The organism is Methylobacterium brachiatum (genome assembly GCF_020523825.1).
Classification (GTDB): Bacteria; Pseudomonadota; Alphaproteobacteria; order Rhizobiales; family Beijerinckiaceae; genus Methylobacterium; species Methylobacterium brachiatum.
In genome coordinates, this window is record NZ_JAJALK010000022.1 from 1 (window position 1) to 24,855 (window position 24,855).

Genomic DNA, 24,855 nt, shown 5'->3' on the forward strand with positions numbered 1-24,855 from the left:
TCGACTTGCATGTGTTAAGCCTGCCGCCAGCGTTCGCTCTGAGCCAGGATCAAACTCTCACGTTGAAGAGATTGATCTGGCCGATCACGTAATTCTCAGACGGAGCCTCACAATCGATCCCGCAGCGCTTCACAGCGCGACGAAATCGGTGAGCTCAAAAAGAGAAACACGACGATCGGCACTAGTCTCTCACTTGCCAGGGCACGAAGCCCCAGCCGCAAGGACAAACGCCGTCCGCGTCTCCCTTCCTCAAATCCAACAATGTCAAAGACCGGTCGATCGGGCCCGAGGGCCCACCCACCAGAGACAGACAGCCGATCGCCCGGCGTTCCCGCCGGCCAACCCCGCCGATCTGTCAGAAGATGCCTCAGCGCCCGGGCCACTTCCGCGGCCGGCGCCGATGAGCGGTGTATACGCAGATGGTTCCCGGCCGTCAACAGGGTTGTTCCGGGATGGAGCCGATTTTCTTGGACTCCGGTGACGACAGGGGTGTGACGGCCGATTCGCTCCCGACTCCCGGTTGTGCCTCCCCTCCCCTGGGATGCCGTGTCAGGCGTCGAGGGTCAGGGTCATCCCGTCATAGGCGGGCACCACGCTCGCCGGCAGGCGCTCGGCCAAGGCGGCGTAGTCGAGATCGGTGTGGAGGTTGGTCAGCACCGCCCGGCGCGGCTTCGTCTCGGCGATCAGCGCCAGGGCGTCCGAGACCGAGAAATGCGTCGGGTGCGGCGTATCCCGCAGGGCGTCGATGATCAGGAGATCGAGGCCGTGGAGCCGTGCCCGGCTCGCCGCCGGGATCAGGCTGACATCGGGCATGTAGGCGGCGCTGCCGAACCGGAATCCCAGCGCCGCCTCGGTGCCGTGCTCCACGGGCAGCGATTCGACCGGGATCGGGCCGCCCGGCCCGTCGAGGGTCAGTGCGGGGGGCAGGTCGCGCAGGTCGAGGATCGGCGGATAGGCGCTGCCGGGCGGCGTCTCGAAGCAGTAGCCGAACCGGGTCGTCAGCAGCGACCGGGTGAGCGTGTCTGCATAGACCGGGATGCGCGCCCGCATGGTGATCACCAGGGGCCGCAGGTCGTCGATGCCGTGGGTGTGGTCGGCATGGGCGTGGGTGTAGAGCACGGCGTCGAGGCGCTGGACATCCGCATCGAGGAGCTGCTCGCGCAGGTCCGGCGAGGTGTCGACCAGCACCGTGGTCCGCCCTCCCCCGGAGACGCGCTCGACCAGGATCGAGCAGCGGCGACGCCGGTTGCGCGGATCCTCCGGATTGCACGCGCCCCAGCCGCTGGCGACCCGCGGCACCCCGCCGGAGGAGCCGCAGCCGAGGATGCGCAGGGTCAGGCTGGCCGGCGCATCCACCGAAACCGTCACGCTGCCTCCCCGGGCTTGGCCTTGTCGAACAGGGCGAAAAAATTCGCCGTGGTGATCCGGGCGAAATCCTCGGCGGAGAGGCCCAGGGTCTCGGCCAGCGACCGGGCGGTGTCGGCCGTGTAGGCCGGCTCGTTGGTCCGTCCGCGATGCGGCTCGGGGGCGAGGAACGGCGCGTCGGTCTCCACCAGGATCCGGTCGCGGGGCACGCGCCGGGCGATGTCGCGCAGCGCGTGCGAGCGCCGGAAGGTGACGATGCCGGAGAACGAGATCGACAGCCCGAGCTCGACCCCCACCTCGGCGAGGCGCTGGCCCGACGAGAAGCAGTGCAGCACCGCCCGGAACGGTTTTTTGCCCATCTCGTCGGTGAGCACCCGCTCCATATGGTCGTCGGCATCCCGGGCATGGATGACCAGGGGCAGGCCGGACAGGCGCGCCGCCTCGACATGGGCGCGCAGCACCCGCTCCTGCACGGCCTCGGGGGCGCCGTCGGGATAGTGGTAGTCGAGCCCGGCCTCGCCGATCCCGACGCAGCGGGGATGCGCCTTCGCGATCCCCGCGATCGTCTCGGCGGGCACGTCCGGCTCCTCGGCGGCCCCGTCCGGATGGGTGCCGATGGTGAACCAGATCTCGGGATGGGCCTCGGCGATGGCCCGGTAGGTCTCGGCCCGGGCGACCCGGGTCGAGATGGTCAGCATCCCGGTGACGCCCGCATCCCGGGCGCGGGCGATCACGCCCGGCAGGTCGGCGGCGAAGTCTGGGAAATCCAGATGGCAGTGGCTGTCGATCAGCATCGTGTCTCGGAGTGCTGTCAGGCGGCCGGCGTTTCGGGCCGCTCGAACCGCGGGAAGACCGGGGCCGGGGCGGGCAAGGCGGTGCCCGGCACCAGGCGACCGCCCTCCCCCATATCGGCAAGCGTGCGCCGGTCCGACGGAACGGCGAGCAGGTCCAGGAGCCTGGACGCCGCCGTGGGCACGAAGGGCTGGACCAGGATGCCGAAGGCCCGCAGGGCTTCCAGCGTCGTGTAGAGCACGGCGTTCATCCGGGCCGGATCGGACTTGCGCAGCTTCCACGGCTCCTGGCCGGCGAAGTAGCGGTTGGCTTCGGCCACCACCGCCCAGATCTCGGCCAGGACGCTGTGGAGCGCGAGCTCGCCCATCAGCCCGCGCACCGTCTCCGGCAGCGCGTCGGCCAGCGCCAGGAGGGCGCGGTCGGCCTCGTCCAAGGAAGCGGGCAAGGCGCCGGGATCCGGCACCGCGGCGTCGCAATTCTTGGCGACCATCGAGAGCGAGCGCTGGGCGAGGTTGCCGAGGTCGTTGGCGAGGTCGGCGTTGATCCGGCCGATGATCGCCTCGTGGCTGTAGCTGCCGTCACCGCCGAACGGCACCTCGCGCAGCACGAAGTAGCGCACCGGGTCGACCCCGTAGGTGTCGGCGAGCTCGAACGGGTCGAGCACGTTGCCGAGCGACTTCGACATCTTCTCGCCCTTGGAGAGCAGGAAGCCGTGGCCGAAGACGCGCTTGGGCAGGGGCAGCCCGGCCGACATCAGGAAGGCCGGCCAGTAGACCGCGTGGAAGCGGACGATGTCCTTGCCGATCACGTGCAGGTCCATCGGCCAGAATTTCGCCCGGGGATCGGCCTCGTCCGGGAAGCCGGTCACCGTCAGGTAATTGGTCAGGGCGTCGACCCAGACATACATGACGTGGCCGGGATGGCCTGGCACCGGCACGCCCCAGTCGAAATTGGTGCGGCTGACCGAGAGGTCCTTGAGGCCGGAGCGCACGAAGCTCGCCACCTCGTTCCTCCGGGTCTCCGGGCCGATGAAGTCCGGCTGGTCCTCGTAGAGCTTCAGCAGCCTGTCCTGATAGGCGGACAATCTGAAGAGAAAATTCTCCTCCTCCATCCACACCACGGGCGTGTCGGTGGCGAGGCTGCGGCGGCTGCCATCCTCGAGCAGGCGGGTCTCGGCCGCGTCGTAATAGGCCTCGTCGCGCACCGAGTACCAGCCGGCATACTTGTCCAGGTAGATGTCGCCTCTGGCCTCCATCCGCCGCCAGATCTCCTGAGCGGCTGCGTAATGGCCGGGCTCGGTGGTGCGGATGAAGCGGTCGTAGGCGCAATCCATCCGGTCGGCCATCGCCTGGAACCGGGCGGCGGTGCCGTCCACGAAGGCGCGCGGGCTGGTGTTGGCGCGGGTCGCGGCCTGCTGGATCTTGAGGCCGTGCTCGTCCGTGCCGGTGGAGAACAGCACGTCGTAGCCGTCGAGCCGGTGGAAGCGGGCGATGGCGTCGGCGGCGATCACCTCGTAGGCGTGGCCGATATGCGGCGCGCCGTTGGGGTAGGAGATCGCGGTCGAGAGGCCGAAGGTCTTCTTGGAGTGCGCCGGGGCGTTGGACGTCACGTCTGTGGTGTTCCGGATGATCGCGAGAGGCTGCCCGCGTTGTCGCGCGGCAGCGGCGGGGACGCAACCGCCGGGATCGGCTCCCGGCCGGGTGCGGGACCGCCGGCGGGGGATGGCGGGCCCGTCAACGCGGCTGGCGCGCGCTTAAAACTTTGGCAATCCTATCGAGATGACAAGAATCCGGCATTCTCTCTTGTGGAGCCGGCCCGTCGTGAGTTTTGCGCTCGACATCGTCAGAAACATCGTCGCGCATCGCAGCGTCGAGATCCCGGATCCGATCATCGACCGCTGGGTGTTCGGCGACCGGGTTCCGAGCCCGCTCCCGGCGGCGCACGCCCTCGAGGCGGTCGCCCGGCTGATCGAGAATCAGGCCGAGTACGATCATGTCGGGAGCCTGCTCGACGCGCGCTCCCGCAAGCTCCTGGGCGACGTCATCACGTACCGCGCCCTCGGACCGGTCCGCTACGCGCTGCCGATGAGCACGCCGGACTACATGGACCTCTACGCCAAGGCCGCGACCTTTCGCGTCGGGCCGAGCGAGCAGGTGTTCCCGCCGTTCCTGTTCGAGACCTTCGCGGTGGAGGACCAGGGCCACAGGCTGGAGCTCGGCGCGTGGCTCGGCAACATCGTCGCGACCTTCCTGGTGCGGCAATACTACCTGGACGGGCCGCGCCGGATCCAGCCCGAGACCGGCGACGTCGTGATCGATGCCGGCGGATGCTTCGGCGACACGGCGCTCGCCTTCGCGGCCAGCGTCGGCGAGACCGGGCGCGTCTTCTCCTTCGACCCGCTGCCGGCGCATCAGGCGGTCATGCGCGCGAATTTCGACCGCAATCCGCAGCTCGCCGAGCGGATCGCGCTGGTCCCGCACGCGCTCAGCCACGCGGCCGGCGAGACCGTCCGGTTCGCCGCCAAGGGCGCGGGCTCCTTCATGCACGCCCAGGGCGAGATCGAGGCCCGGACCGACACGATCGACCAGCTCGTCGAGCGGCAGGGGCTCGACCGGGTCGATTTCATCAAGATGGATATCGAGGGCGCGGAGCGGTCGGCGCTGATCGGGGCCCGGGCCACGATCGCGCGGCACAAGCCGAAGCTCGCGATCTCGGGCTACCATTCCGAGGACGACCTGATCATCATCCCGATGCTGATCAAGCGCCTGAACCCAGACTACGAGATCCACATCGGGCACCACACCAACTTCGAGTGGGAGACGGTGGTCTACGCCGCCTGAGGCGCGCCGCCCTACGGCGCCTCGGCGAGGTCGCCGAACAGGGACAGGATCACCGGGCGCCGGTCGAGATTGTAGATCGCGGCCTCCCGGGCGGCGCGGCCGAACCGCTCGGCCACCTCCACCAGGGCGGCGAGGCGTGCCGGCGGCTCGTCCCGGCGCCGGTCGAGCTCGGCCGAGACGAAGCGCAGGACCGCGTCCTGGGCGGCCTCGAACCGGGCCTCGGCATCGCGCCCGGCCAGGGTCTCGGCGAGCTTGAGCACCCGGCCCCAATCGGGCGTCTGCGCCCGGGCCAGCAGGGTCTCGACCTCCGCGACGAGGCCGGCGGTGACCGGATCGAGCATCGCCAGCGCCCGGGCGACCGAGCCCTCGCACTGGGCGACCGCCCGGGCCAGGGCGGCCTCGTCGGGCTGCGCGAACGGCTCGGGCAGGCCGCGCACCACCTGGGCCACCGCCTCGGGCGCGATGGGGCGCAGCATCAGCACCCGGCAGCGGGAGCGGATCGTCGGCAGCAGGCGCCCGGGCTGGTGGGCCAGGATCAGGAACAGGGCGCGGGGCGGCGGCTCCTCCAGCACCTTGAGCAGGGCGTTGGCGGCGTTGGCGTTCAAATCCTCGGCGCTGTCGAGGATGCAGACCCGCCAGCCGGAATCGGTGGCCGTCGAGGCGAACAGATCGAGGGCCCGGCGAACCATGTCGACCGAGATCTTGGTCGGCAGCGCCTTGGCGCCGGCGGTGCGGTGGCGGCGCAGGGCCACGAGGTTCGGATGCGACAGGCCCGCGACCTTGCCGGCGACGGGGTTCTCGTCCGGCACATCGAGCCCGGCCGGCCCGCCGCCCTCGGGATAGGCGAGCAGGCGGCGAGCGACCCGGTAGGCGAGGGTCGCCTTGCCGATGCCGGGGGCGCCGCCGATCAGCCAGGCATGGTGCAGGCGCCCCGCCGCGATCCCGGCCGCGAAGGCGTCGGCCGCGGCCTCGTGGCCGACCAGCGCCCGGGTCTCCCGCGGGCGCGGGATGCCGGGAAGGTCGCCGGGCTCGACATCGTCGGCGGCGCGGTCTGCCAGTCTCATGCGGCCTGTCTCATCGCGCGAAGGCCCGACCACCCGGCAAGGAGCGGCAAGCGCTTTGAAGTCCTCGTTGCGCGCGGTTTACACAGACGGGACGGCGGCGCCCACCGCCCCGGGGCCGAATCACGCCGGCCTCCTCGCGCGGCGGGCCTCGCCAACCCGCTCCGCGAAGGCCGCACGGGGCCGGGAGTGCGGAGAATCATTCTCTCTCCGGCAGCCTCCAGAACAGCAGACGGCGCGTGGAGCCTGCACCTGCGCCTCGCCGTCCACCCGCTGAACTGGGCTCGGCGACACCCTGACGGGTGAAGGCCAGGGATCGGCGGCAGCCGCCACCGATCCCCCGCGCGAAGATCGACCCGTCGAGACGCCCCGCACACCCGGGTCCGGCCCCTCAGGCGACGCCCCGGCTTCCCTTCAGCGGCAGCAGGCCCGGCAGGCGGGACGCCACGGTGGCGCGGATCGCGGATTCCACCGAATCCGGGTCGCGCGCGGCGTCGATCACCGCGCAGCGCTGCGGCTCGGCCCGGGCGATCGCCAGGAAGGCCTCGCGCAGCCGGGTATGGAAGGCGAGGGATTCGGCCTCGAACCGGTCGGCCCCCTGCCCCGTCCCGGCGCCGCGCCCGGCCGCGCGGGCGAGCCCGTCCTCGGGCGGCAGGTCGAGGATCAGGGTCAGGTCGGGCCGGGTCGGTCCGACCACGACCCGCTCCAGGGCAGCGATCACCGCCGGGTCGAGCCCGCCCGCGGCGCCCTGGTAGGCCCGGGTCGAGTCGATGAAGCGGTCGCACAGCACGATCTCGCCCCGGCGCAGGGCCGGGCGGATCAGCCGGTCGAGATGATCGATCCGGGCCGCGCTGAACAGCAGCGCCTCCGCGAAGGGGCCGTAGGGCTTGGCGACGCCCCCGAGCAGGGCCGCGCGGATCTCCTCGGCCCGGGGCGAGCCGCCGGGCTCGCGGGTCACGCAGACCGCCCGCCCCGAGCGGGCCCGCAGGGTCGCGGCCAAGCGGGCGACCTGGGTCGACTTGCCGGCGCCCTCGCCGCCCTCGAAGGTGATGAAGGCTCCCTGCGCGCGCTCTTCGGCGTCTGGCACGATCACGGGCGCCCAATCACGTCGGATCGGCCGCCCGGTCGCCGGATTTCGCGTCCTTCTTGCCGACCCGGTCGAAGGCCTTGCGGACCAGGCCGGTGCCGAATTCGAGCGCCGCATCCATCGCCCGCTGCGACAGGGTGCCGGGCTCGACCGTGGCGCCGGCATAGAGCGGCTGGTCGAGGGCGACCGTGTCGCCGCGCTGGATCCGCAGGGTGCCGACCTGCCGGCCCTCCTCCACGGGAGCGATGAGCGGCCCGGTATAGACCGCCTTGGCGCTGACCCGGTCGCTGGAGCCGCGGGGCAGCAGCACCCGCACCGGCTTCTTCGAGACCAGGGGCACCGAGCCGGCCTCGCCGCCGAACACCGAGGCCTCGGCCACGGTCTCGCCCGCCGCGAAGATCTGCCGGGGCTCGAAGGCGCGGAAGCCCCATTCCATCAGCTTGCGCGCCTCGGCGGCCCGGTCCCGGGCGGTCTTGAGGCCCGAGATCACCAGCACGAGGCGCTGGCCGTTCTGCACCGCCGAGCCGGTCAGGGCGTAGCCGGATTCCTCCAGGTAGCCGGTCTTGAGCCCGTCGGCGCCGATATCGAGCGCCAGCAGCGGGTTGCGGTTCTGCTGGCGGATCTTGTTCCAGGTGAACTCCTTCTCGGAGAAGATCTTGTACAGGTCCGGGTAGGTGTCGATCAGGTGGATCGCGAGCTTGGCCATGTCCCGGGCCGTGACCTTCTGGTCCGGCGCCGAGTAGCCGGTGGCGTTGCGGAAGGTCGAGTTCGTCAGCCCGATCTCCTTGGCACGCTGGTTCATCAGCCCGGCGAAGGCCTCCTCGGTGCCGGCCATGTTCTCCGCGATGGTGATCGCGGCGTCGTTGCCCGACTGGACGATCAGCCCGCGCAGCAGGTCCGACATCTTGATGCGGCTGTTGACCTGGGCGAACATCGACGAGCCGCCGCCCCCGGCCCCGCCCCGCTTCCAGGCGTCCTCGGTGACGGTGAACTCCGTGTCCATCGAGACGCGGCCGGATTTCAGCGCCTCGAACACGATGTCGGTGGTCATCAGCTTGGCCATGCTGGCCGGGGAGAACCGCTCGTCGGCGGCCTTCTCGAACAGCACCGAGCCGGAATCGGCATCGATCAGGATCGCGTGCGGGGCCGCGGTCTGGAAGCTCTGGGCGGCCGCGGCGGCGAGGCCCGCCCCCAGCGCGCAGGCGGCCGCGACAAGGGTGAGAAGGGTCCTGCGCATCACCGTTCCGTCCCGCGCCTGCCGTCCGATCGGAGGGACTCCGACCGTATCCGGATAACAAGCGTGACCATATTACGGTTTCGACGCGGGATCGAACGCGAAATGCCGCATTGCGGGACCGGGGCGCGCCGGAGGGCGCCTCAGTAGATCCCGGCCAGGCGCGCATGCCCGGCGCCGCCCGCCCCCAGCTTGGCCGGGCCGCCGGCTTTCGCCTGGGCCGGCGCCCTGGCGGCGGTGGCGACCTTGGCGGGCACCGCGACCTGGGCGGGCGCCGCACCCTTGGCGGAGGCCGCCGCCTTGGCGGGGATCGCGGCCGGGCCCCTGGCCGGCGCCGCCGCGGAGGCGAGATGCGCCAGGGCGGATCTGGACGCGGGCGGCAGCGCCGCGGGCGCCGCCGCGGCGACCTTCACCGGAGCGCCGGGGCGGCCCGGGCCGGGGGCGGTCCGGAGGGCGGCGATCTTCGACGCCGCGCCGTGGCCGCCCGCCTGCGGCGAGGCCTGGCCGGAGGCCGGGTTGAGCCCGGCGACCTTCAGGCCCGCGCCCTTCGTCTCTGCGGCTTTGTTGTCGGCGACCTGGATCGGCGCCGGCCGGAAATCCCGGACCTTCTGGGCGGTCGGCTGGACGGCCGCCGGCACCCGCATGGCGGCCGAGGCCATCATGATCGGGGCGCGCACCGGGGCCGGCCGCTCCTGCCGCGGCGCCGGGGCCTCGTCCGACTGCGCGCGCTCGGGGGCGGGCTTGAACGCCAGCGGCTCGGGAGCCGAGCGGGCGTAGCGCTCCGGCTCCTCGGTGGGGCCGAGATCGGCCATCATCACGGTGGAGCGGCCGGCCGGCTGCCCGTCGGTGCGCAGGCTGGCGAGCAGCTTGCGGTCGTCGCTGCCGGCGACCGAGGCCCGGCCGGCATATTCGACCCGCACCCGCGCGGTGCCGCGGCGGTGGAAGCCCAGGGCCTCGGCCGCCTCCTCGGACACGTCCATGACGCGGCCGGCATGGTAGGGGCCGCGGTCGTTGACCCGCACGATCATCGAGGAGCCGTTGTCGAGGTTGGTCACCCTCGCGTAGCTCGGCAGCGGCAGGGTCGGGTGGGCGGCGGCGATCGAGTGGCGGTCGAACACCTCGCCGTTGGCGGTCATGCGCCCGTGGAAGGCCGAGCCGTACCAGGAGGCCAGGCCCTCCCGGACGTAGCCGCGCGGATCCTCCTTGGGCACGTAGGTCTGGCCCGCCACCACGTAGGGCTTGCCGGTGTAGCGGCGCCCGCCGCCCTTCGGGATCACGTCGCCCTCGTTGTAGAGCCGCGGGCTCGCCTTGACCCCGTATTTCGGGTCGATGCCGTTGCCGGAGGCGAGCTTCTGCTGCTGGGGATTGGTGGCGCAGTTGGCCGTGGCCAGGGCCACGCCCGAGACGGCCAGGAGCCGCAGGGCGAGGCGCGCAGGCCGGGGAAGGGTCGTGCGCACCATATCGGGGATCACCAAACTCTACGCGGGACCATGGCCGGGGGACGGACCGGCACCGGCCGCGCCTCTGGGCTCAGCCGGTCCACCGAGAATTGTATCGGTCGCGTAAAGGAAGGCTGAACGACGCCTGCGGTCGTGGTTCAGGAGATGCCGCCGAGCCGCTCCCAAGCCTCGCGTGGGACATCAGGAATTGCCGGCAGGTGGCTGCAGGAACGACGTTTCTCGTTCTCGGCGGTGAAGGCCCGGGCGCATTCGTCGCGCGGGCGGATGCCGAAGGGCCGGCACGCAAGCGGGGGACGGATCGCGGATGTCCGAGGCGGCTCGGCATCCGCCCCGTCGTCCCGACGAACGCTTCGAGCACCCTGCGCGGGCGCAGGGCCATGCCCGGGTTCAGCGCGGCGGGGTGTCGGTCAGCTGCGCGATGGAGCGGGCGCCGCGCTGCTTGAACAGCAGGTCGAGGCCCTCCAGCATCAGGGCGTGCATCTTGGTCCGCTCGGCATAGGCGAGGTCGCGGAGCTGGTCGTAGACCGGCGGCTCCAGGTAGACCGACATCTGCCGGGCGCGCTGCTTCAGCGTCGCGGCCGGCTTCGCCGCCGGGGGCGCCAGCGCCAGGGTCACGATCTCGGCGCCCTGCGGCCGGGCCGCGTGCCGGTCCGGCGGGTTCGCCGAGGCGACGATCGCCGCGAGGCTGAGCTTAGGCGGCTTGGACATGCTGGCCCGTCTTCAGAGACTGCGTGCGGCGCTCGATCCACGACCAGAGGCGGCGGACCTCCCCGGCGGCCTGGCCCTTGGGATTGAACTCGGTGACGCCCTGGCCGAGGCCGATCGCGTCCTGGTGGTCGGTGCGGGCGACGATGTTCACGTCGGGCAGGATGCCGAGCACGGCGAGCCCGTCGGCCGCGTCCCGGACCCGGTAGGAGCGGGGCGGGGTCTGGTTCAGCACGAAGGCGAACTTCTTCTCCAGCCGGTAGACCGCGGCCAGCGTCGGCTTGAACGCCCGCAGGTCGGCCGGGGTCGGCCGGCACGGGATGATGCACAGGTCGGCCGCGCGGATCGCCGAGAGCGTGCCGGTGGAATCGACCCCCGGCGTGTCGATGAACACGTAATCGTAGGCCGAATCACGCAGGCGCTCCATCACGGCGTCGATCTGCGTCGCGTCGATCTGGGCGACCTCGGGACCGTCGGCGGTGCGGTGGTCGAGCCAGTCCGAGATCGTGGCCTGGCGGTCCATCTCGAGGATGCAGACCGTGTGGCCCGCCTCCCGGGCGGCCACCGCCAGGGAGATGCACAGCGTGCTCTTGCCGCTGCCGCCCTTCTGCGTGACGAAGGTGATCGCTTTCATCCTGGGCGTCCTCCAGAAGGCCCCGCGCATCCGCCGGGGTGCGGGCAACCACGATTGCCGCGCCCGCGCCGGGCAACCTCAGGTGCCTGATCACGGGCTGCCGCGATCCTGTGACCCAAGGATGTCGTGCGGCACGTTGCGTCCGGTATGGTTAACGACCCGTTAAAGGACGTCGCCGCCGCCGGGCCGCCGGATCCCGCGCGTAACTGGTCCGCCCCGCACAACCTAAACTTCAAGTTAACATTTGTGTCGACCGAGACCCGAACGGTCTTTTCAGTCGTTGGTGGATACCGTAGCCTCACGGTCGCCGGCGCCGGTACCTCGATGGATTTAATAACCTCAGGTTTCGTTGTGTTCGACAGTCCGGCGAGGAATGGTATGTCCGAAGCCCCGATCTCCCAATCCGTCCTCGACGCCTCCGGCGTGGTCGGGACCTGGGTCCACGATCACTGGGCCGATCGTCTGGCGCTCTCGGCCTCCCTGGCGGGGCTGCTCGGCCTCGACCCGGAGGCGGCCGCGAGCGGTGTGTCGCTCGCGGTGTTCCTGGACCGCACCCATCCGGAGGATCGGATCCGGATCGAGAGCTACCTGCACGCGGTCTCGGAGACCGGCGGCACCCTGGAGGCGGAGTTCCGCACCCGCGACACCCGCAAGGGCGTGCGGACCCTGCTGATGCGCGGCCGGATCGACCGCGATCCCACGGGCCGGACCCTGCAGGGCCGCGGCATCGCCATCGACCGGACCGAGACGCAGACCGCCAACCTCCTGCAGAGCGAGCGGGTCGTGAACCGGATGGCCGAGCACGTCATCGCCCTGCGCGACCTCGCCCAGGCCCTGCAGCGGCCGGTGCTGGTCGAGCGGATCGAGCACCTGATGATCGAGATCGGCTTCGAGCTCGCCCGCTTCCTGCCGGAGCCCGAGGACGAGCCGCGCCACTGAGCCCGCCGGTGCGCGATTGATCGCGGCCGCGCCCGCAAGCTACGGTCCCGGAAAGACTTGACCGGGAGGACGCCCATGGCGCGCGACACGATCTACGACCGCGATCTCGACCGTGTGCCGGCCAACCACCAGCCGCTCACCCCCCTGCTCTATCTCGAGCGGGCGGCCCAGGTGTTTCCCGATCAGGTCGCCGTGATCCACGGGGGCCTGCGGCGCACCTACCGGGAGCTCTACGCCCGGTCCCGGCGCCTGGCCTCGGCGCTGGCGCGGCGCGGGCTCGGCCGCGGCGACACCGTGGCGGCCCTGCTCGCCAACACCCCCGAGATGATCGAGTGCCATTACGGCGTGCCGATGACTGGGGCGGTGCTCAACACCCTCAACACCCGCCTCGACGCCGCTGCGATCCGCTTCTGCCTGCAGCACGGCGAAGCCAAGGTGCTGATCACCGACCGGGAATTCGCCAGGACCGCCGCGGCGGCGCTGGAGGGGCTGGAGCCGAAGCCCTTCGTGATCGACGTCGACGACCCGGATTATGACGGGCCGGGGGCGCGGCTCGGGGAGACCGCGTACGAGGCCTTCCTGGCGCAGGGCGACCCGGCGCACGATTGGGCGCTGCCCGGCGACGAGTGGGACGCGATCACCCTGAACTACACGTCGGGCACGACCGGCGACCCGAAGGGCGTGGTCTACCACCACCGGGGGGCGGCGCTGCTGGCGCTCGGCAACGTCATCACCGGCGCGCTCGGGCAGCACCCGGTCTATCTCTGGACCCTGCCGATGTTCCACTGCAACGGCTGGTGCTTTCCCTGGACCCTGTCGATCGTGGCCGGCACCCATGTCTGCCTGCGCCAGGTCCGGGCGGAGGCGATGTACCGGCTGATGGCCGAGCACGGGGTCACGCATCTCTGCGGCGCGCCGATCGTGATGCAGATGCTGATCAACGCCCCCGATGCCGAGCGCCGGGACCTGCCCCGGCGGGTGGCGTTCTTCACCGCGGCGGCGCCCCCGCCCGAGGCGGTGCTGGCTGGGATGTCGGAGGCCGGGTTCGACGTGACCCACCTGTACGGCCTGACCGAGAGCTACGGCCCGGCGGTGGTCAATGCCTGGAACGCCGACTGGGACGCTCTGGCGGCGGACCAGCGGGCGGCCAAGAAGGCCCGCCAGGGCGTGCGCTACCCGGTTCTGGAGGCGCTGGACGTGCGCGACCCGGACACGATGGCGCCGGTGCCGGCCGACGGCACGACGATCGGCGAGGTGATGATGCGCGGCAACGTCGTGATGCGCGGCTACCTCAAGAACCCGAAGGCCACGCAGGCCGCGTTCCGGGGCGGCTGGTTCCGCACCGGCGACCTCGGGGTGAGGCACCCGGACGGCTACATCCAGCTCAAGGACCGCTCGAAGGACATCATCATCTCAGGGGGCGAGAACATCTCGTCGATCGAGGTGGAGGATGCCCTGTTCAAGCACCCGGCGGTGTCGGCCGCCGCGGTGGTGGCCAAGCCGGACGCGAAATGGGGCGAGACGCCCTGCGCCTTCGTGGAGCTGAAGCCGGGCGCCTCGCCCAGCGCCGACGAGCTGATCCAATGGTGCCGCGGCCGGCTGGCCGCCTACAAGCTGCCCCGCCACGTGGTCTTCGGCGAGTTGCCGAAGACCTCCACGGGCAAGGTTCAGAAGTTCATCCTGCGCGAGCGGGCCCGCCAGGATGGGACCTGACGCGGAGCCGGTCAGGCCTGCAGGGGCTGCCGGCGCCCAGCGCGGACCGGCACGCGCACGGCCTTGGCGGCGCGCAGGTCGGAGGCGATCTGGGCGATGAAGGCCTGGATCGACACGAGGCTGAACAGGCTGATCGAAGCCACCAGGGCGGCGGAAACCAGGATCTTGGCGGTAGCGGGGTCCACGGCGTGACGTCCTTGACGTAGGGCTCGCCGCGGGCTGCCCGGGCGAGGGGCGCCGTCGAGGGCGCCCGCGATGAACCGAAGGTGGGCGTGCGGCCGCGGTTTCACCAGCGTCGCCGTGATGGGCCTGGCATGCGTGTGGGTTCGGGCTCTCGCGGAGCCGTTCCTGCGTCAACCGGAGGTGCTGGCCCAATGCTCCGTTTCCCGCAATAAGCCGGCCCGGTGCGGGGCGCGCACCGGGGGAGAGACGTATGGCCGGCAAGGGGCGCGCGAAGGGGTTCGCGGAAGGGGTTGCGGAGCGGATCGCGGGCGGCCTCCTCGTGGGGGCGCTCGCGGTTCAGGGCGCGATCCTGGCGGCGGCGCCGGTCCGGGCCCAGGCGCCAGCCCAGGACCCTGCCAACGAGCCGATCACCCGGGCGGGCTACGTCTATGTCGGCGGCCGCTACCAGAAGCTCGGCGACAAGACCGTGATGGTCGGCCAGATGTTCGTGCAGTCGCGCACGCCGGCCAAGATCACCCAGCCCTACCCGGTGGTGATGGTGCACGGCCTCGCCCAGACCGGGGTGAACTTCCTCGCCACCGCGGATGGCCGCCCGGGCTGGGTGCAGCGCTTCGTCGAGAAGGGCTACCAGGTCTACGTGGTCGATCAGGTCGGGCGCGGGCGCTCGGGCACCAACCCGGAGGTCTACGGCCCCTACGACCGGCTCGGCACCCGCAGCCTCGAGAAGACCTACACGGCGCCGGAGGTCTACGACCTGTTCCCGCAGGCCAAGCTCCACACGCAATGGCCGGGCGGCCCCGGCGTGCAGGGCAATGCCGCATTCGACCAGTTCTTCGCCAGCCAGGTCCCGTTCCTGGCCAACGGCCAGCAGACGGAGGAGCTCGTCGACCCGGCCCTGGTGGCGCTGCTCGAAAAGATCGGGCCGGCGATCCTGCTCACCCACGGCCAGGGCGCCCTGTTCGGCTGGGCGGCCTCGGATGCGCGGCCAGACCTGGTGAAGGCCCATGTCAGCGTCGAGCCGAACGGGCCGCCCTTCTTCGACGTGCAGTTCCGCGGCGGCAAGGAGTTCTGGGAGAAATCCGGCGACGGCCGCGCCCGCGCCTACGGGCTGACCCGGATGCCGCTGACCTTCGAGCCGCCGGTCAAGGCGCCGGAGGATCTGGTCGTGGCGCAGCAGGCCAAGGGGACGGACAAGGCGGCGGACAAGGGAGCGGACGGCCAGATCCGCTGCTGGCTGCAGGCCGAGCCGGCCCGGACCCTGCCGAACCTCGCCAAGGTGCCGGCCGTGGTGGTGACCGCCGAGGCCTCGTTCCACGCCACCTACGATGCCTGCACGGTCGCCTTCCTGACCCAGGCCGGCGCCAAGCCGGACGCGATCCGGCTGGCCGACCGGGGCCTGCGCGGCAACGGCCACATGGTGATGCTGGAGACCAACAGCGACGCCGTGGCGGATCTCGTGGCCGGCTGGATCGGGTCCCACGTGAAGTAGCCGCCTCGGAGCGGGCCGCGCTATCCGCGCCTCGTCGGAGGATGTGTGAAACCGCGGGCCGGAGCGGGGTGAGCGGTGCGCCGCCTCGCGACCGTCCACAGGCGTCTGCAGGGGCCCGGGCCCGGGCCGCGCCGCCGGGCAGGCGGGACGCGCCATCGCCGCGTGTTGAAACCGCAACAGCCCTCGCCTTCCGCGTGTGACCCGCTTGCGGCCAAGCCTGGCCGCACGTACTGCGTGTAGCGGAAAGCTGAACGAAAACAGCAGTTTATCACAATTCTAAAGAGCGGGGCAGCCCCGCCGGGACCGATCCCGGCGAACGCGGCCGGCTGTCCACGGCGTCGTACAGGGCTCAGGCAGATGAGAGTCGTTCACCCCCGTTCCGGCGCCCTGCGCGCGCTTCTCGCCGGCGCCTCCCTGGCGGTGCTGGCGCAGGCCGTGCCGGCGCAGGCCCAGGACGCGACGCCCCCGCGCCGGGGCGTCTCCCGCCCGCCGGCCGAGGGCAGCGTGCAGCTCGACGAGATCAGCGTCGAGAGCCGCGGCGGCGGCCCGGTCCAGGCGGCGCGCTCCACCGCGGCCTCGCGCGCCGTGGAGAGCCCGACCGGCCCGATCGACGGCTTCGTGGCCAAGCGCTCGAACACCGCGACGAAGACCAACACCCCGCTGATCGAGGCGCCGCAATCGATCACCGTGATCGGGCGCCAGCAGCTCGACGCCCAGAACGCCCAGACCCTGACCCAGGCGACCCAGTACGTGGCGGGCGCCTATGGCGGCGTGTTCGGCGCGGATTCGCGCATCGACTACCTGACCCTGCGCGGCTTCGTGGTCAGCGATTTCGGCATCTACCGGGACGGGCTGCAGCAGCTGAATTACGGCTTCGGCTACTTCAAGACCAACACGTTCGGGCTCGAGCGCATCGAGGTGCTGCGCGGCCCGGCCGCGGTGTTGTTCGGGGCCGGCAGCCCGGGCGGCATCGTCAACCAGGTGACCAAGCGTCCGACCCTCGACCCGTTCGGCTATGCCGAGGTCGGCGGCGGCTCGTTCGGCCAGAAATACGCCGCCTTCGATTTCGGCGGCCCGGCCGACCAGGAGGGCCACTGGTTCTACCGGCTGACCGGCTACGGCCGCCACGGCGGAACCCAGGTCGAGGGCGCCCCGGATGACAGCTTCTACATCGCGCCGGCGGTCACCTATAAGCCGGACGGGGCGACGCGCTTCACCTTCCTGTCGAGCTTCCAGCACGACAACACCGCGGTGACGTCGAACTTCCTGCCGTATTTCGGCACCGTGCGGCCCAACGCCTCCGGCCTGCGCATCCCGCGCTCGCTCAATGTCGGCGATGCCGGCTTCAACACCTTCCAGCGCGACCAGGCCTTCCTGGGCTACGAGTTCGAGCACGATTTCAACGAGACCTGGACCTTCCGGCAGAACCTCCGGTACTCGTTCCTCAAGAGCTTCCAGAACTCGGATATCGGCCAGCTCGGCTACAGCAACCCGGCCCAGACGCTGCTCGCCCGCTACCAGTTCCGGGACAGCGCCAAGGTCAACCTGTTCCAGGTCGACAACCAGGCCGAGGCGCGGTTCTTCGACGGGTACTTCCGCCACGACCTGCTGATGGGCCTGGACTACAAGGATTACCGCCTGAACGACAACCAGGCGTCGCTGTTCCCGGCGAGCGACCTGAACATCCTCGCCCCGGCCTACGGCCTGCCCACCGGGACGCCGTCGCCGTACCTGATCAATTCCGACGCGTTCAAGCAGCTCGGCCTCTACCTGCAGGACCAGATCAAGATCACCGACCGGCTCACCCTGCTGGTCGGCGGCCGCCAGGATTTCGCCGACAACCGGGTGGTCGACAAGCTCAACAACGGCACGGGCAACAACGGCCGCAGCGACAACGGCACGACCTACCGCACGGCGCTGATCTACAATTTCGACAACGGGCTCGCCCCCTATGTCAGCTACTCGACCTCGTTCCAGCCGCTGATCGGCACCGGCCTCAACAACCAGACCTTCAAGCCCGAGACCGGCAAGCAGGTGGAGGGCGGCGTGAAGTTCGAGCCCCCCGGCCAGGGCTACTTCGTCACCCTGGCGGGCTTCGACATCCACCGCCAGAACGTGCTGACCGCCAATCCGATCAACCCGCTGTTCAACGCCCAGCTCGCCGAGGTCCGGTCCACGGGCTTCGAGGCGCAGCTCGTCGCGAGCCTGTTCGACGGGCTCAACGTGGCGGCCTCGTACACGATCTACGGGCTGACCAACGAGCGGGGCGGCCCGGACCTGATCGGCAAGGTCCCGGTCAACATCCCGGAGAACTTCGCCAACCTGTTCGTCGACTACACGATCCCGACTGGCGACCTGCGCGGCTTCGGCTTCGGCGGCGGCGTCCGCTATGTCGGCCGCTCCTTCGCGGATGTCGCCAACGCCTTCCGGGTGCCGGATTACGTGCTGTTCGACGCGCAGGTTCATTACGATTGGGAGCGCTGGCGGCTGCAGGTCAACGCGACGAATATCGGCGACCGCCGCTTCGTCTCGTCCTGCCAGACGACCACGTCCTGCTTCTATGGCGATGCCCGGCGGGTCCTGGCGAGCGTGAGCTACAAATGGTGAGGCATTCGCCTCGCCGGCCTTGAGAGCGCACGCGAACGTCGCGTTGTAAGCTTTTGATCCGAAAGACCGTTGATTGTGTCCCCCCCTTAGGGCAGTGGGGGATGCTCCTGTTCCGGGTCCGGGAGCACCACGGACGCTTCCGCACTCACTCCGTCATCCCGGGGCGCCGCAGGCGAGCCCGGGATGACGGATTTGTCGGCAGGACGACCCGTGCGAAGCCCCCATGTCGCCGGGCCAGCGGGAGGCTCCACTGCCTGCTGCCAAGGCCTTGAAAGGACTGGGTTCGCCCGGTCCGGACCCGGTCAGCCCGCCACGGGCTGCGGCCCGGACAGGCGGGTCGGCAGGGTGTCGATGCGCAGGGAGCGGCGCAGGCCCCGGGAGAGGGCGTCCACCGCCACGGTCACCAGGGCGGTGGCGGCGATCAGCACCACGGCCACGTCGAGGCGCAGCTCCGAGATCGCGGCGTCCACGTAGAAGCCCAAAGTCGTCACCCCCAGGATGCCGAAGATCGCGCTCTCGCGCAGGATCAGCTCCCAGCGGTAGAGCAGGTAGGCCAGGAACTGACCGTAGAGGCGCGGCACCGTCTCGTAGGCGTAGAGGTTCAGCCCCGTGGGCGCGTCGGCCCGGTAGGGCAGCGCGTCGGCGTGCCGGCCCATCAGGTAGGCGACGATCCCGGCATTGTGCAGCGCCAGCGCGAGGATCGCCGGCAGCATTGAGGGGCCCAGCAGCTGCAGCCCGCAATAGGCCAGCATGTATTCCGGGGTCGAGCGCACCACCACGAGGAGCACGCGCCCGAGCGGCCGTCCGAGGGGCCCGGCGAAGCGCCGTGCGGTGAGCGGGAACAGGACCAGCGCCCCGAGCGCGGTCGCCGCCAGGGCGATCTGCGCCAGGATCAGGGTCTGGATCGTGCCCGGCAGGATCTGGTCGGCGAGGATCGGGCGCAGCCAGGACCAGAGCCGCGCCCAGGTCTCGGGCTCGGCGAGCGCGGCGCCGCGCAGGGGCGTCGGCACGATGTCGTGGCCGAGGAAGCGCGCGAGGCTCGCCCCGATGGCCGCGTTGCCGATCGCCGGGGGCAGGGCCAGGGGGGCGGCGGCGAGCAGGAGCGGCACGGTCCAGCCCCGGATCCAGAGCCGGCGGGTGCCGATCAGCCCGTAGAACACCAGGAGCAGCGCCCCGGCCTCGGCGTAGCGGCCCTGGCGGAAGGCGGATTCGAGGTAGAAGCCCATGGTCGGCAGGCCGATGAAGCCGAGGACCAGGCTGGAGCGCAGGCCGCATTCGAGCCGGTAGAGGGTGTAGTCGCGCAGCCGCCCGGCCACCTCGGGCAGGCGGGCATACAGGAAGGCCGAGACCGTGCCCGTGCCCGCGGGCAGCACCCGGAGCGCGGCGAGGTCGGCCTCCTCGATGATCTCGGCATAGACCTTGGCGCAGATGCCCGCGTAGGGCAGCGCGATGGCGAGAACGCCGGTCGTGGCCGAGAGGCCGAAGACCTGCATCAGCAGCAGCGCCCAGAACAGCTCGTGCACGGCGCGCAGGCCCGCGCAGGCGAGCCGCACGGTCCGCGAGCGGGCGAACGGGATCGCCAGCAGCAGGCCGCTCCCGGCCCCGAGCCCGACGCCCAGCACCGCGAAGGCCACCGTGTAGACGACGCTCCAGCCCTCCACCGACGGGAAGTCCGGCCGGACCAGGCCGTCGAGCAGGCGGGCGAGGTCGGCGAACGGGTGCAGGGTGGTGACGTGCAGATCCGCGACCAGCAGGCCCGCCAGCGCGGCCGCCAGGAACCAGCGGCTCACCGCCGCGTAGCCGGGCCGCGGCACGGCGAGGCGCATCAGGCGGCCTCGTAGAAGGGGCGCAGCCGTTCCGGATCGAGCGCCTGGGCCGGGGCGTCGAGGACGATCCGGCCGGCCTCCAGCACCACGATCCGGTCGGTCTGGGCGAGGGCCAGGGCCACGTCGTGGAGCGCCAGGATCAGGGTCTCGTGGCTCGCCGCCATCTCGGCCAGCACCCGGGCGCCCTGCTGGCGGTCCAGGGCCGAGACCGGCTCGTCGCCCACCAGGATCGGCCGGCCGTTATAGAGGGCGCGGGCCACCGAGACGCGCTGCTGCTGGCCGCCGGAGAGCTCCCCGGCCTTCGCCCAGAGTTTGTCCGCCAGCCCGACCCGGTCGAGGATGCGCTCGACGGCGGTGATGTCGGCCTTGGCCGGGCGGACCAGATTGCGCAGGTTGTGCAGGGTCGAGCGCCGGTCGAGCCGGCCCATATAGACATTGTGGAACACCGACAGGGTCCGCACCAGGGCGGCGGCCTGCGGCACCAAAGCGACCGTGTCGGGCGCCTGGGCCTGGATCAACCCGATGAGGGTCGACTTGCCGGCGCCGGAGCGGCCCATCAGGGCGACGCGCTCGCCCCTCCGCACCGTCAGGTCGATGCCCGACAGGACCGTGCGGCCGCCATAGGCGGCGGAGGCGTTCGCCAGGAGGATCGCCGTCCGGGACCCGTCGGGCACCGCCTCAATCCAGCAGGCCGGTGGAGCGGCCGACCTCGACCAGGGGCTCGTAGGCGGCGTTGGTCACCGGGATGAACTTCGAGCGCCCGAACGGCTCCAGGATCGCCGGGTCGGTGACGCCGACGAGGGCGTCCTTGAGTTTCTCGGTGAAGCCGGGGCCGTAGGTCCGGTCCACGTCGCCCCGGACGGTCCATTGGTAGTCCGGGAAGGGCGGGCTCTCCCAGATCACCGACACCGCTTTGGGGTCGACCTTGCCGGCCTTCGTGTCGAGGTCCCAGACCGAGTAGTCGACGGCGCCGACCGCGAAGGCGCCGGACTGCACCAGCTGGATCGTGCGGCTGTGGTCGCCGGAGAATCCGACCCGGGCAAACACCTGCTCCGGATTCTTCCCCGGGAAGGCCTGGCGGATGAAGTATTCCGGCATCAGCCGCCCGGAGGTCGAGGCCCGGGCGCCGAACGTGAAGGTCTTGCCGGCGATGGCCTGCGGGAAATCCTTGCTGGGCTCCAGCCCGCTCCCGGCATGGGCGATCAGGTAGGTCTTGAACGCCGCGTCCTCGGCGCCCTGAGCGATCGCCTGGGAGCCCGGCACGGCGCGGCGCGCCTGGACCCCGGTGAAGCCGCCGAACCAGGCGAGCTGCACCTGGCCGTTGGTGAAGGCGGTCACCGCCGCCGGGTAGCTCTTGACCGGGATGTAGCGCACCGGGACGCCGAGCTTGGCCTCGAGATAGGTCGCGACCTTGCCGAAGCGCTCGACCAGACGGCTCTCGTCCTGGTCGGGGATGCCGGTGAAGACCAGGGGCGGGACCGGCTTGGTCGGCTGGGCCTGCGCGGCCGTGCCGAGCGCGAGCGAAACCAATCCCAGGGCGAACCGCCCCACCCGTCCCAGTCCCGGCATGGATCCTCCACCGCATCGCGCCCGCGTCCGGCGCGCCTCGTGCGGTGCCCTGGATATCGGATTCAAGACGATGCGCCAGAGCTTTGATGGCGCCCCCGTGTTCCGAGAACCAGAAGCCGTCGTTCGGTACGCGGCTCCGGCGGCCGACATCTTCGGGCGCCGGTCATCCGGCCCTCGTGCCTGCCCGCAGGACGTGCAGGCACGGGGCGAGACGATCAGCTTTAATGGCGGCGCATCATGTGGTGGCGGTGGTGCCGGCGCATCATGTGATGGCGGCTGCGCATCACGCCCCGGGAGGTCATCCGGGCGCCGCGGTGCATGCCGCCGAAATTGCTGTTGCCGGTGGCGGCGGCGTTCCGGTCGAGGCCGTCGCCGGGGGCCGCGAGGCTCGGGCTGGCGGCGCCGAGGACGAGGCCGAGCGCGAGGGTCGCGCCGAGGAGGATCTTGTTCATGGGGTGATCGGACTTTCCGCGACCCTGCGCCGCGCCGATCCGAACGGATCAGCCGCGCGCTTGTTCCGGGACGCCCCGGGCCTCGGGCGTCTCCACCACGGCGAACAGGGCGGGCTGCGCATCGCGCGCATCCGGCACCGGGACGGCCCGGATGCGGGGCGGCAGCGGCCCCCCGAGCAGGTCCAGGAAATCCCCCGAGGCGGCGATCCCGATCTCGGCCGCCTTGGCCCGGGCCTCCAGGCGCGACAGGGCGTTCATGGCCGGGCCCAGCACCGTGTACTCGGCCCGCACCCCGTCATCGAACACGCCGACCAGAAGGTCGCCGGCATGCAGGGCGACCACGACCCGCAGGGTGAACAGCCCCTCCTTCTCCCGCGCTTCGTTGAGGGCGGCGATGCGGTCCTGGAGCGACAGGGCGCAGGCGAGCGCCGCCCGGGCCTGCGCCCGGGGGCGGCCGACCACGAACTGCACCAGCACGGCGTCGCCGACATACTTGTCCACGAGGCCGCCCTGCTCGGCCACCGCGGCCTGGGCGGCAGCCCGGACGGCGAGCAGGGCCGTCACCATTGCCTCGGGCGGATGCTCCCGGCTCAGCCGCGAGAAGCCGCGGATGTCGAGGACCATCAGGCAGGCGTGGCGCCGGTGGATGCCCATGGCGGCGTCCGCGTCCTCGGCGGCGAGGTCGAGGGCGACCGTGTCGGGCACGAACCGGGCGAGCTGGGCGCGCTCGTGCTCCATACGCAGGGCCCGGGTGACGGCGTCGCGCAGGCGGACCACACCGTCGATCACCAGCAGGCCGGCCGCCACGAAGGTAGCGAGCCCGGTGATCTGCGCGGTCGGGAAGGAATCCGGCCCCGGGAACAGGTCCGGCCAGGCCAGCCCGACCAGGAAGGTGGCGGTCCAGCAGGCGGTCACCACCCCGCAGAACAGCAGGGTCTGGGCGACCCGCATGCTCAGGCCGGTCTGGAGCAGGAGCAGGAAGGCCGGCAGGCGGCTCACCGCGTCGGCGCCGAGGCCGGCGCCACCGCCGGCCAGCATGTGCTCGATGATCACGTAGACGGCGAGCCCGGCATTGAGCAGCGTCCCGGCCCAGCTATAGGCCGCCGCCGCGGGGCCCCCGCCCCGCTCGCCCAGCCCGAACCAGATCGTGCCGACGCCGTAGAGGCCGAGGATGAACCAGTGGCTCAAGGCGTGCAGCGAGCCGTCATAGGCCTGGGCCGCCATCAGCAGCACCAGCACGATCACGATCCGCAGCCCGAGCAGCCGCAGGCCGCCGCCCGCCTGCATGGCGCGCAGGACCGCGGCGTCGTCCTCGGCCACCTCCGCCTTGCGCGCGGTGCGGTCCCGGGCGCTCAGCGCGGCGGGGAGCGGCGGGGTCCGGGCACCGCCCGAGGCCATCACGTCCCCCGGTCGAGACGCCGGGCCGCGCTGAACCGGTTGAGGAAGCGCGGCTCCTTCTCGGGGGCGATCCGGATCGCGAGGTGCAGGGTGCCGTCGGCCTCGGCGCGCCGGTCGAGGATCTCGGCGTTCTCGTAGAGCCAGTTGAGCGCCGCCCCGTCCTCGGGCGGCAGCGACACCGCGAAGCTCGCCCGGTGGCGGCCGATCCGCGCCTCGATCCGGGCGGTGAGCGCGGCGAGCCCCTCCCCGGTCAGCGCCGAGACCAGGACCGGCGCGTCGCTGTCGCGGTCGTTGCGGGCCTTGGACTGGCCGCTGAGATTCATCAGCCGGGTCCGCTCGTCGTCATCCAGGAGGTCGGACTTGTTCCAGACCTCGATGATCCGCTCGGCCGTGGTCTCGATGCCGAGCTCGCGCAGCACCTCGCCGACATCCTCGGCCTGGGCCTCGGAATCGACGTGGCTGACGTCGCGCACGTGCAGGAGCACGTCGGCCTCGATCGCGTCCTCCAGGGTCGCCCGGAACGCCGCGATCAGCGGGGTCGGCAGGTCGGAGATGAAGCCCACCGTGTCGGACAGGATCACGGTCTCGCCGTGGGGCAGCTTGGTCGCCCGGGCGGTGGGGTCGAGGGTGGCGAACAGCATGTCCTTGGCGGTGACCTCGGCCCGGGTCAGGGTATTGAACAGGCTCGATTTTCCGGCATTGGTGTAGCCCACCAGGGCGACGATCGGATAGGGCACCCGGGCGCGGCTCTGCCGGTGCAGGCCGCGGGTCCGCACCACCGCGTCGAGGTCGCGCTCGATCCGGGTCATGCGCTCCTGGATCATGCGCCGGTCGGCCTCGATCTGGGTCTCGCCGGGGCCGCCCAGGAAGCCGAAGCCGCCGCGCTGCCGCTCCAGGTGGGTCCAGGACCGGACCAGCCGCGACTTCTGGTAGGCGAGGTGCGCGTGCTCAACCTGGAGCGTGCCCTCCCGGGTCGAGGCGCGGCGCCCGAAAATCTCCAGGATCAGGCCGGTGCGGTCGATGACCTTGGCGCCCCATTCCTTCTCGAGGTTGCGCTGCTGCACCGGCGAGAGCGCGCAATCCATCACCACGAGGCCGATCTCGCGGGCGCGGATCAGCCCGGCGATCTCCTCGACCCGGCCCTTGCCGAGATAGGTCGAGGGGCGGATGCGCGGTAGGCTGATCGCCAGGCTCTCGACCACGTCGAGCTCGATGGCGGCGGCGAGCCCGGTGGCCTCGTCGAGGCGCGCCTCGACGGAGCGGGTCGGATGGGCGGCGCCGTTGCCCGGCACCCCCGGCCCGTGCGCGCCGCGCGCCAGATAGGGCCCGATCACCAGGGTATGGGTCGCCGCGGCGATCTCGCCCTCGGGCGCGGCCTGTGCCTGGAGCCGGGCCTCGCCGGACGTCAGCGTCTCGCTCATGCAACCTTTAACGCCGCCCGCGCGCGGACGGCTTCGTTCGAGAAGTCGGATTGTCCGAGATGGGGATTGGGCGGGGCCGG

The 24,855-nt window shown here is 71.4% G+C and carries 21 protein-coding genes and 1 rRNA gene; 5 read left to right on the top strand and 17 right to left on the bottom strand.

Annotated elements, in window-relative coordinates; translation table 11 throughout:
- The 4 genes from LGR69_RS28325 to metG all read right to left on the bottom strand — a co-directional run.
- A 16S ribosomal RNA gene (locus LGR69_RS28325) occupies positions 1 to 65 on the bottom strand; the annotation flags it as partial.
- A 484-nt stretch (positions 66 to 549) separates the two neighbouring features.
- Positions 550 to 1,368 carry an MBL fold metallo-hydrolase gene (locus tag LGR69_RS28330; RefSeq protein ID WP_230368127.1) on the bottom strand — a complete coding sequence of 273 codons (819 nt, stop codon included), beginning with the start codon at positions 1,366 to 1,368 and terminating at the stop codon, positions 550 to 552.
- Positions 1,365 to 2,159: a TatD family hydrolase gene (locus tag LGR69_RS28335; RefSeq protein ID WP_230368128.1), complete on the bottom strand. Its 795-nt coding sequence runs from the start codon at positions 2,157 to 2,159 to the stop codon at positions 1,365 to 1,367. The genes LGR69_RS28330 and LGR69_RS28335 overlap by 4 nt, the downstream gene beginning before the upstream one ends.
- A 17-nt stretch (positions 2,160 to 2,176) precedes the next feature.
- The gene (gene metG, locus LGR69_RS28340; RefSeq protein WP_122160099.1) at positions 2,177 to 3,766 is read right to left on the bottom strand and encodes a methionine--tRNA ligase; all 1,590 of its coding nucleotides are present in this window, start codon (positions 3,764 to 3,766) and stop codon (positions 2,177 to 2,179) included.
- Positions 3,767 to 3,977: 211 nt separating this feature from the next.
- Between metG and LGR69_RS28345 the strand changes: the two genes are divergently transcribed.
- Entirely contained in the window at positions 3,978 to 4,997 is a 1,020-nt protein-coding gene (locus LGR69_RS28345; protein ID WP_230368129.1) for an FkbM family methyltransferase, read from the top strand.
- Positions 4,998 to 5,008: 11 nt separating this feature from the next.
- Here LGR69_RS28345 and LGR69_RS28350 read toward each other — a convergent pair whose 3' ends face one another.
- The 6 genes from LGR69_RS28350 to LGR69_RS28375 form a co-directional block, all read right to left on the bottom strand.
- Positions 5,009 to 6,061, bottom strand: coding sequence for a DNA polymerase III subunit delta' (locus LGR69_RS28350; RefSeq protein WP_230368130.1), 1,053 nt, complete (start codon positions 6,059 to 6,061; stop codon positions 5,009 to 5,011).
- A 388-nt stretch (positions 6,062 to 6,449) separates the two neighbouring features.
- Positions 6,450 to 7,151, bottom strand: a complete 702-nt coding sequence (gene tmk, locus LGR69_RS28355) for a dTMP kinase (protein WP_230368131.1) — start codon at positions 7,149 to 7,151, stop codon at positions 6,450 to 6,452.
- 10 nt (positions 7,152 to 7,161) lie between these two features.
- The gene (locus LGR69_RS28360) at positions 7,162 to 8,382 is read right to left on the bottom strand and encodes a D-alanyl-D-alanine carboxypeptidase family protein (protein ID WP_007562999.1); all 1,221 of its coding nucleotides are present in this window, start codon (positions 8,380 to 8,382) and stop codon (positions 7,162 to 7,164) included.
- A 140-nt stretch (positions 8,383 to 8,522) separates the two neighbouring features.
- Positions 8,523 to 9,839: a septal ring lytic transglycosylase RlpA family protein gene (locus LGR69_RS28365; RefSeq protein WP_230368132.1), complete on the bottom strand. Its 1,317-nt coding sequence runs from the start codon at positions 9,837 to 9,839 to the stop codon at positions 8,523 to 8,525.
- A gap of 387 nt (positions 9,840 to 10,226) precedes the next feature.
- The gene (locus tag LGR69_RS28370) at positions 10,227 to 10,547 is read right to left on the bottom strand and encodes a ribbon-helix-helix domain-containing protein (RefSeq protein ID WP_050736065.1); all 321 of its coding nucleotides are present in this window, start codon (positions 10,545 to 10,547) and stop codon (positions 10,227 to 10,229) included.
- Positions 10,531 to 11,178 carry a ParA family protein gene (locus tag LGR69_RS28375; RefSeq protein WP_007563006.1) on the bottom strand — a complete coding sequence of 216 codons (648 nt, stop codon included), beginning with the start codon at positions 11,176 to 11,178 and terminating at the stop codon, positions 10,531 to 10,533. The genes LGR69_RS28370 and LGR69_RS28375 overlap by 17 nt, the downstream gene beginning before the upstream one ends.
- Positions 11,179 to 11,556: 378 nt before the next feature.
- Here LGR69_RS28375 and LGR69_RS28380 point away from each other — a divergent pair, with 378 nt between their 5' ends.
- Complete coding sequence (locus LGR69_RS28380) at positions 11,557 to 12,117, top strand: PAS domain-containing protein (RefSeq protein WP_007563008.1); 561 nt, start codon at positions 11,557 to 11,559, stop codon at positions 12,115 to 12,117.
- A 75-nt stretch (positions 12,118 to 12,192) separates the two neighbouring features.
- Entirely contained in the window at positions 12,193 to 13,830 is a 1,638-nt protein-coding gene (locus tag LGR69_RS28385) for an acyl-CoA synthetase (protein ID WP_230368133.1), read from the top strand.
- Between the two features lie 11 nt (positions 13,831 to 13,841).
- On the opposite strand, the gene LGR69_RS28390 is transcribed toward LGR69_RS28385, so the two are convergent.
- Complete coding sequence (locus LGR69_RS28390) at positions 13,842 to 14,015, bottom strand: hypothetical protein (protein WP_230368134.1); 174 nt, start codon at positions 14,013 to 14,015, stop codon at positions 13,842 to 13,844.
- Positions 14,016 to 14,263: 248 nt separating this feature from the next.
- Here LGR69_RS28390 and LGR69_RS28395 point away from each other — a divergent pair, with 248 nt between their 5' ends.
- Positions 14,264 to 15,502, top strand: a complete 1,239-nt coding sequence (locus LGR69_RS28395) for an alpha/beta hydrolase (protein WP_230368135.1) — start codon at positions 14,264 to 14,266, stop codon at positions 15,500 to 15,502.
- A 357-nt stretch (positions 15,503 to 15,859) separates the two neighbouring features.
- A complete protein-coding gene (locus LGR69_RS28400; protein ID WP_007563015.1) occupies positions 15,860 to 18,109 on the top strand; it encodes a TonB-dependent siderophore receptor in 2,250 nt (749 codons plus the stop codon).
- A gap of 302 nt (positions 18,110 to 18,411) precedes the next feature.
- On the opposite strand, the gene LGR69_RS28405 is transcribed toward LGR69_RS28400, so the two are convergent.
- From LGR69_RS28405 to hflX, 6 genes are all read right to left on the bottom strand, one after another.
- Entirely contained in the window at positions 18,412 to 19,935 is a 1,524-nt protein-coding gene (locus tag LGR69_RS28405) for a PhnE/PtxC family ABC transporter permease (protein ID WP_230368136.1), read from the bottom strand.
- A complete protein-coding gene (locus LGR69_RS28410; protein ID WP_230368137.1) occupies positions 19,935 to 20,609 on the bottom strand; it encodes an ATP-binding cassette domain-containing protein in 675 nt (224 codons plus the stop codon). The genes LGR69_RS28405 and LGR69_RS28410 overlap by 1 nt, the downstream gene beginning before the upstream one ends.
- A gap of 4 nt (positions 20,610 to 20,613) precedes the next feature.
- A complete protein-coding gene (locus LGR69_RS28415; RefSeq protein ID WP_230368138.1) occupies positions 20,614 to 21,504 on the bottom strand; it encodes a putative selenate ABC transporter substrate-binding protein in 891 nt (296 codons plus the stop codon).
- A gap of 221 nt (positions 21,505 to 21,725) precedes the next feature.
- On the bottom strand, positions 21,726 to 21,956 hold the full coding sequence (locus tag LGR69_RS28420; RefSeq protein WP_122160109.1) for a hypothetical protein: 231 nt from the start codon (positions 21,954 to 21,956) through the stop codon (positions 21,726 to 21,728).
- Positions 21,957 to 22,004: 48 nt separating this feature from the next.
- On the bottom strand, positions 22,005 to 23,354 hold the full coding sequence (locus LGR69_RS28425) for an adenylate/guanylate cyclase domain-containing protein (RefSeq protein WP_007563025.1): 1,350 nt from the start codon (positions 23,352 to 23,354) through the stop codon (positions 22,005 to 22,007).
- A complete protein-coding gene (hflX, locus tag LGR69_RS28430) occupies positions 23,354 to 24,775 on the bottom strand; it encodes a GTPase HflX (protein ID WP_230368139.1) in 1,422 nt (473 codons plus the stop codon). The genes LGR69_RS28425 and hflX overlap by 1 nt, the downstream gene beginning before the upstream one ends.
- Between the last annotated feature and the right edge of the window lie 80 nt (positions 24,776 to 24,855).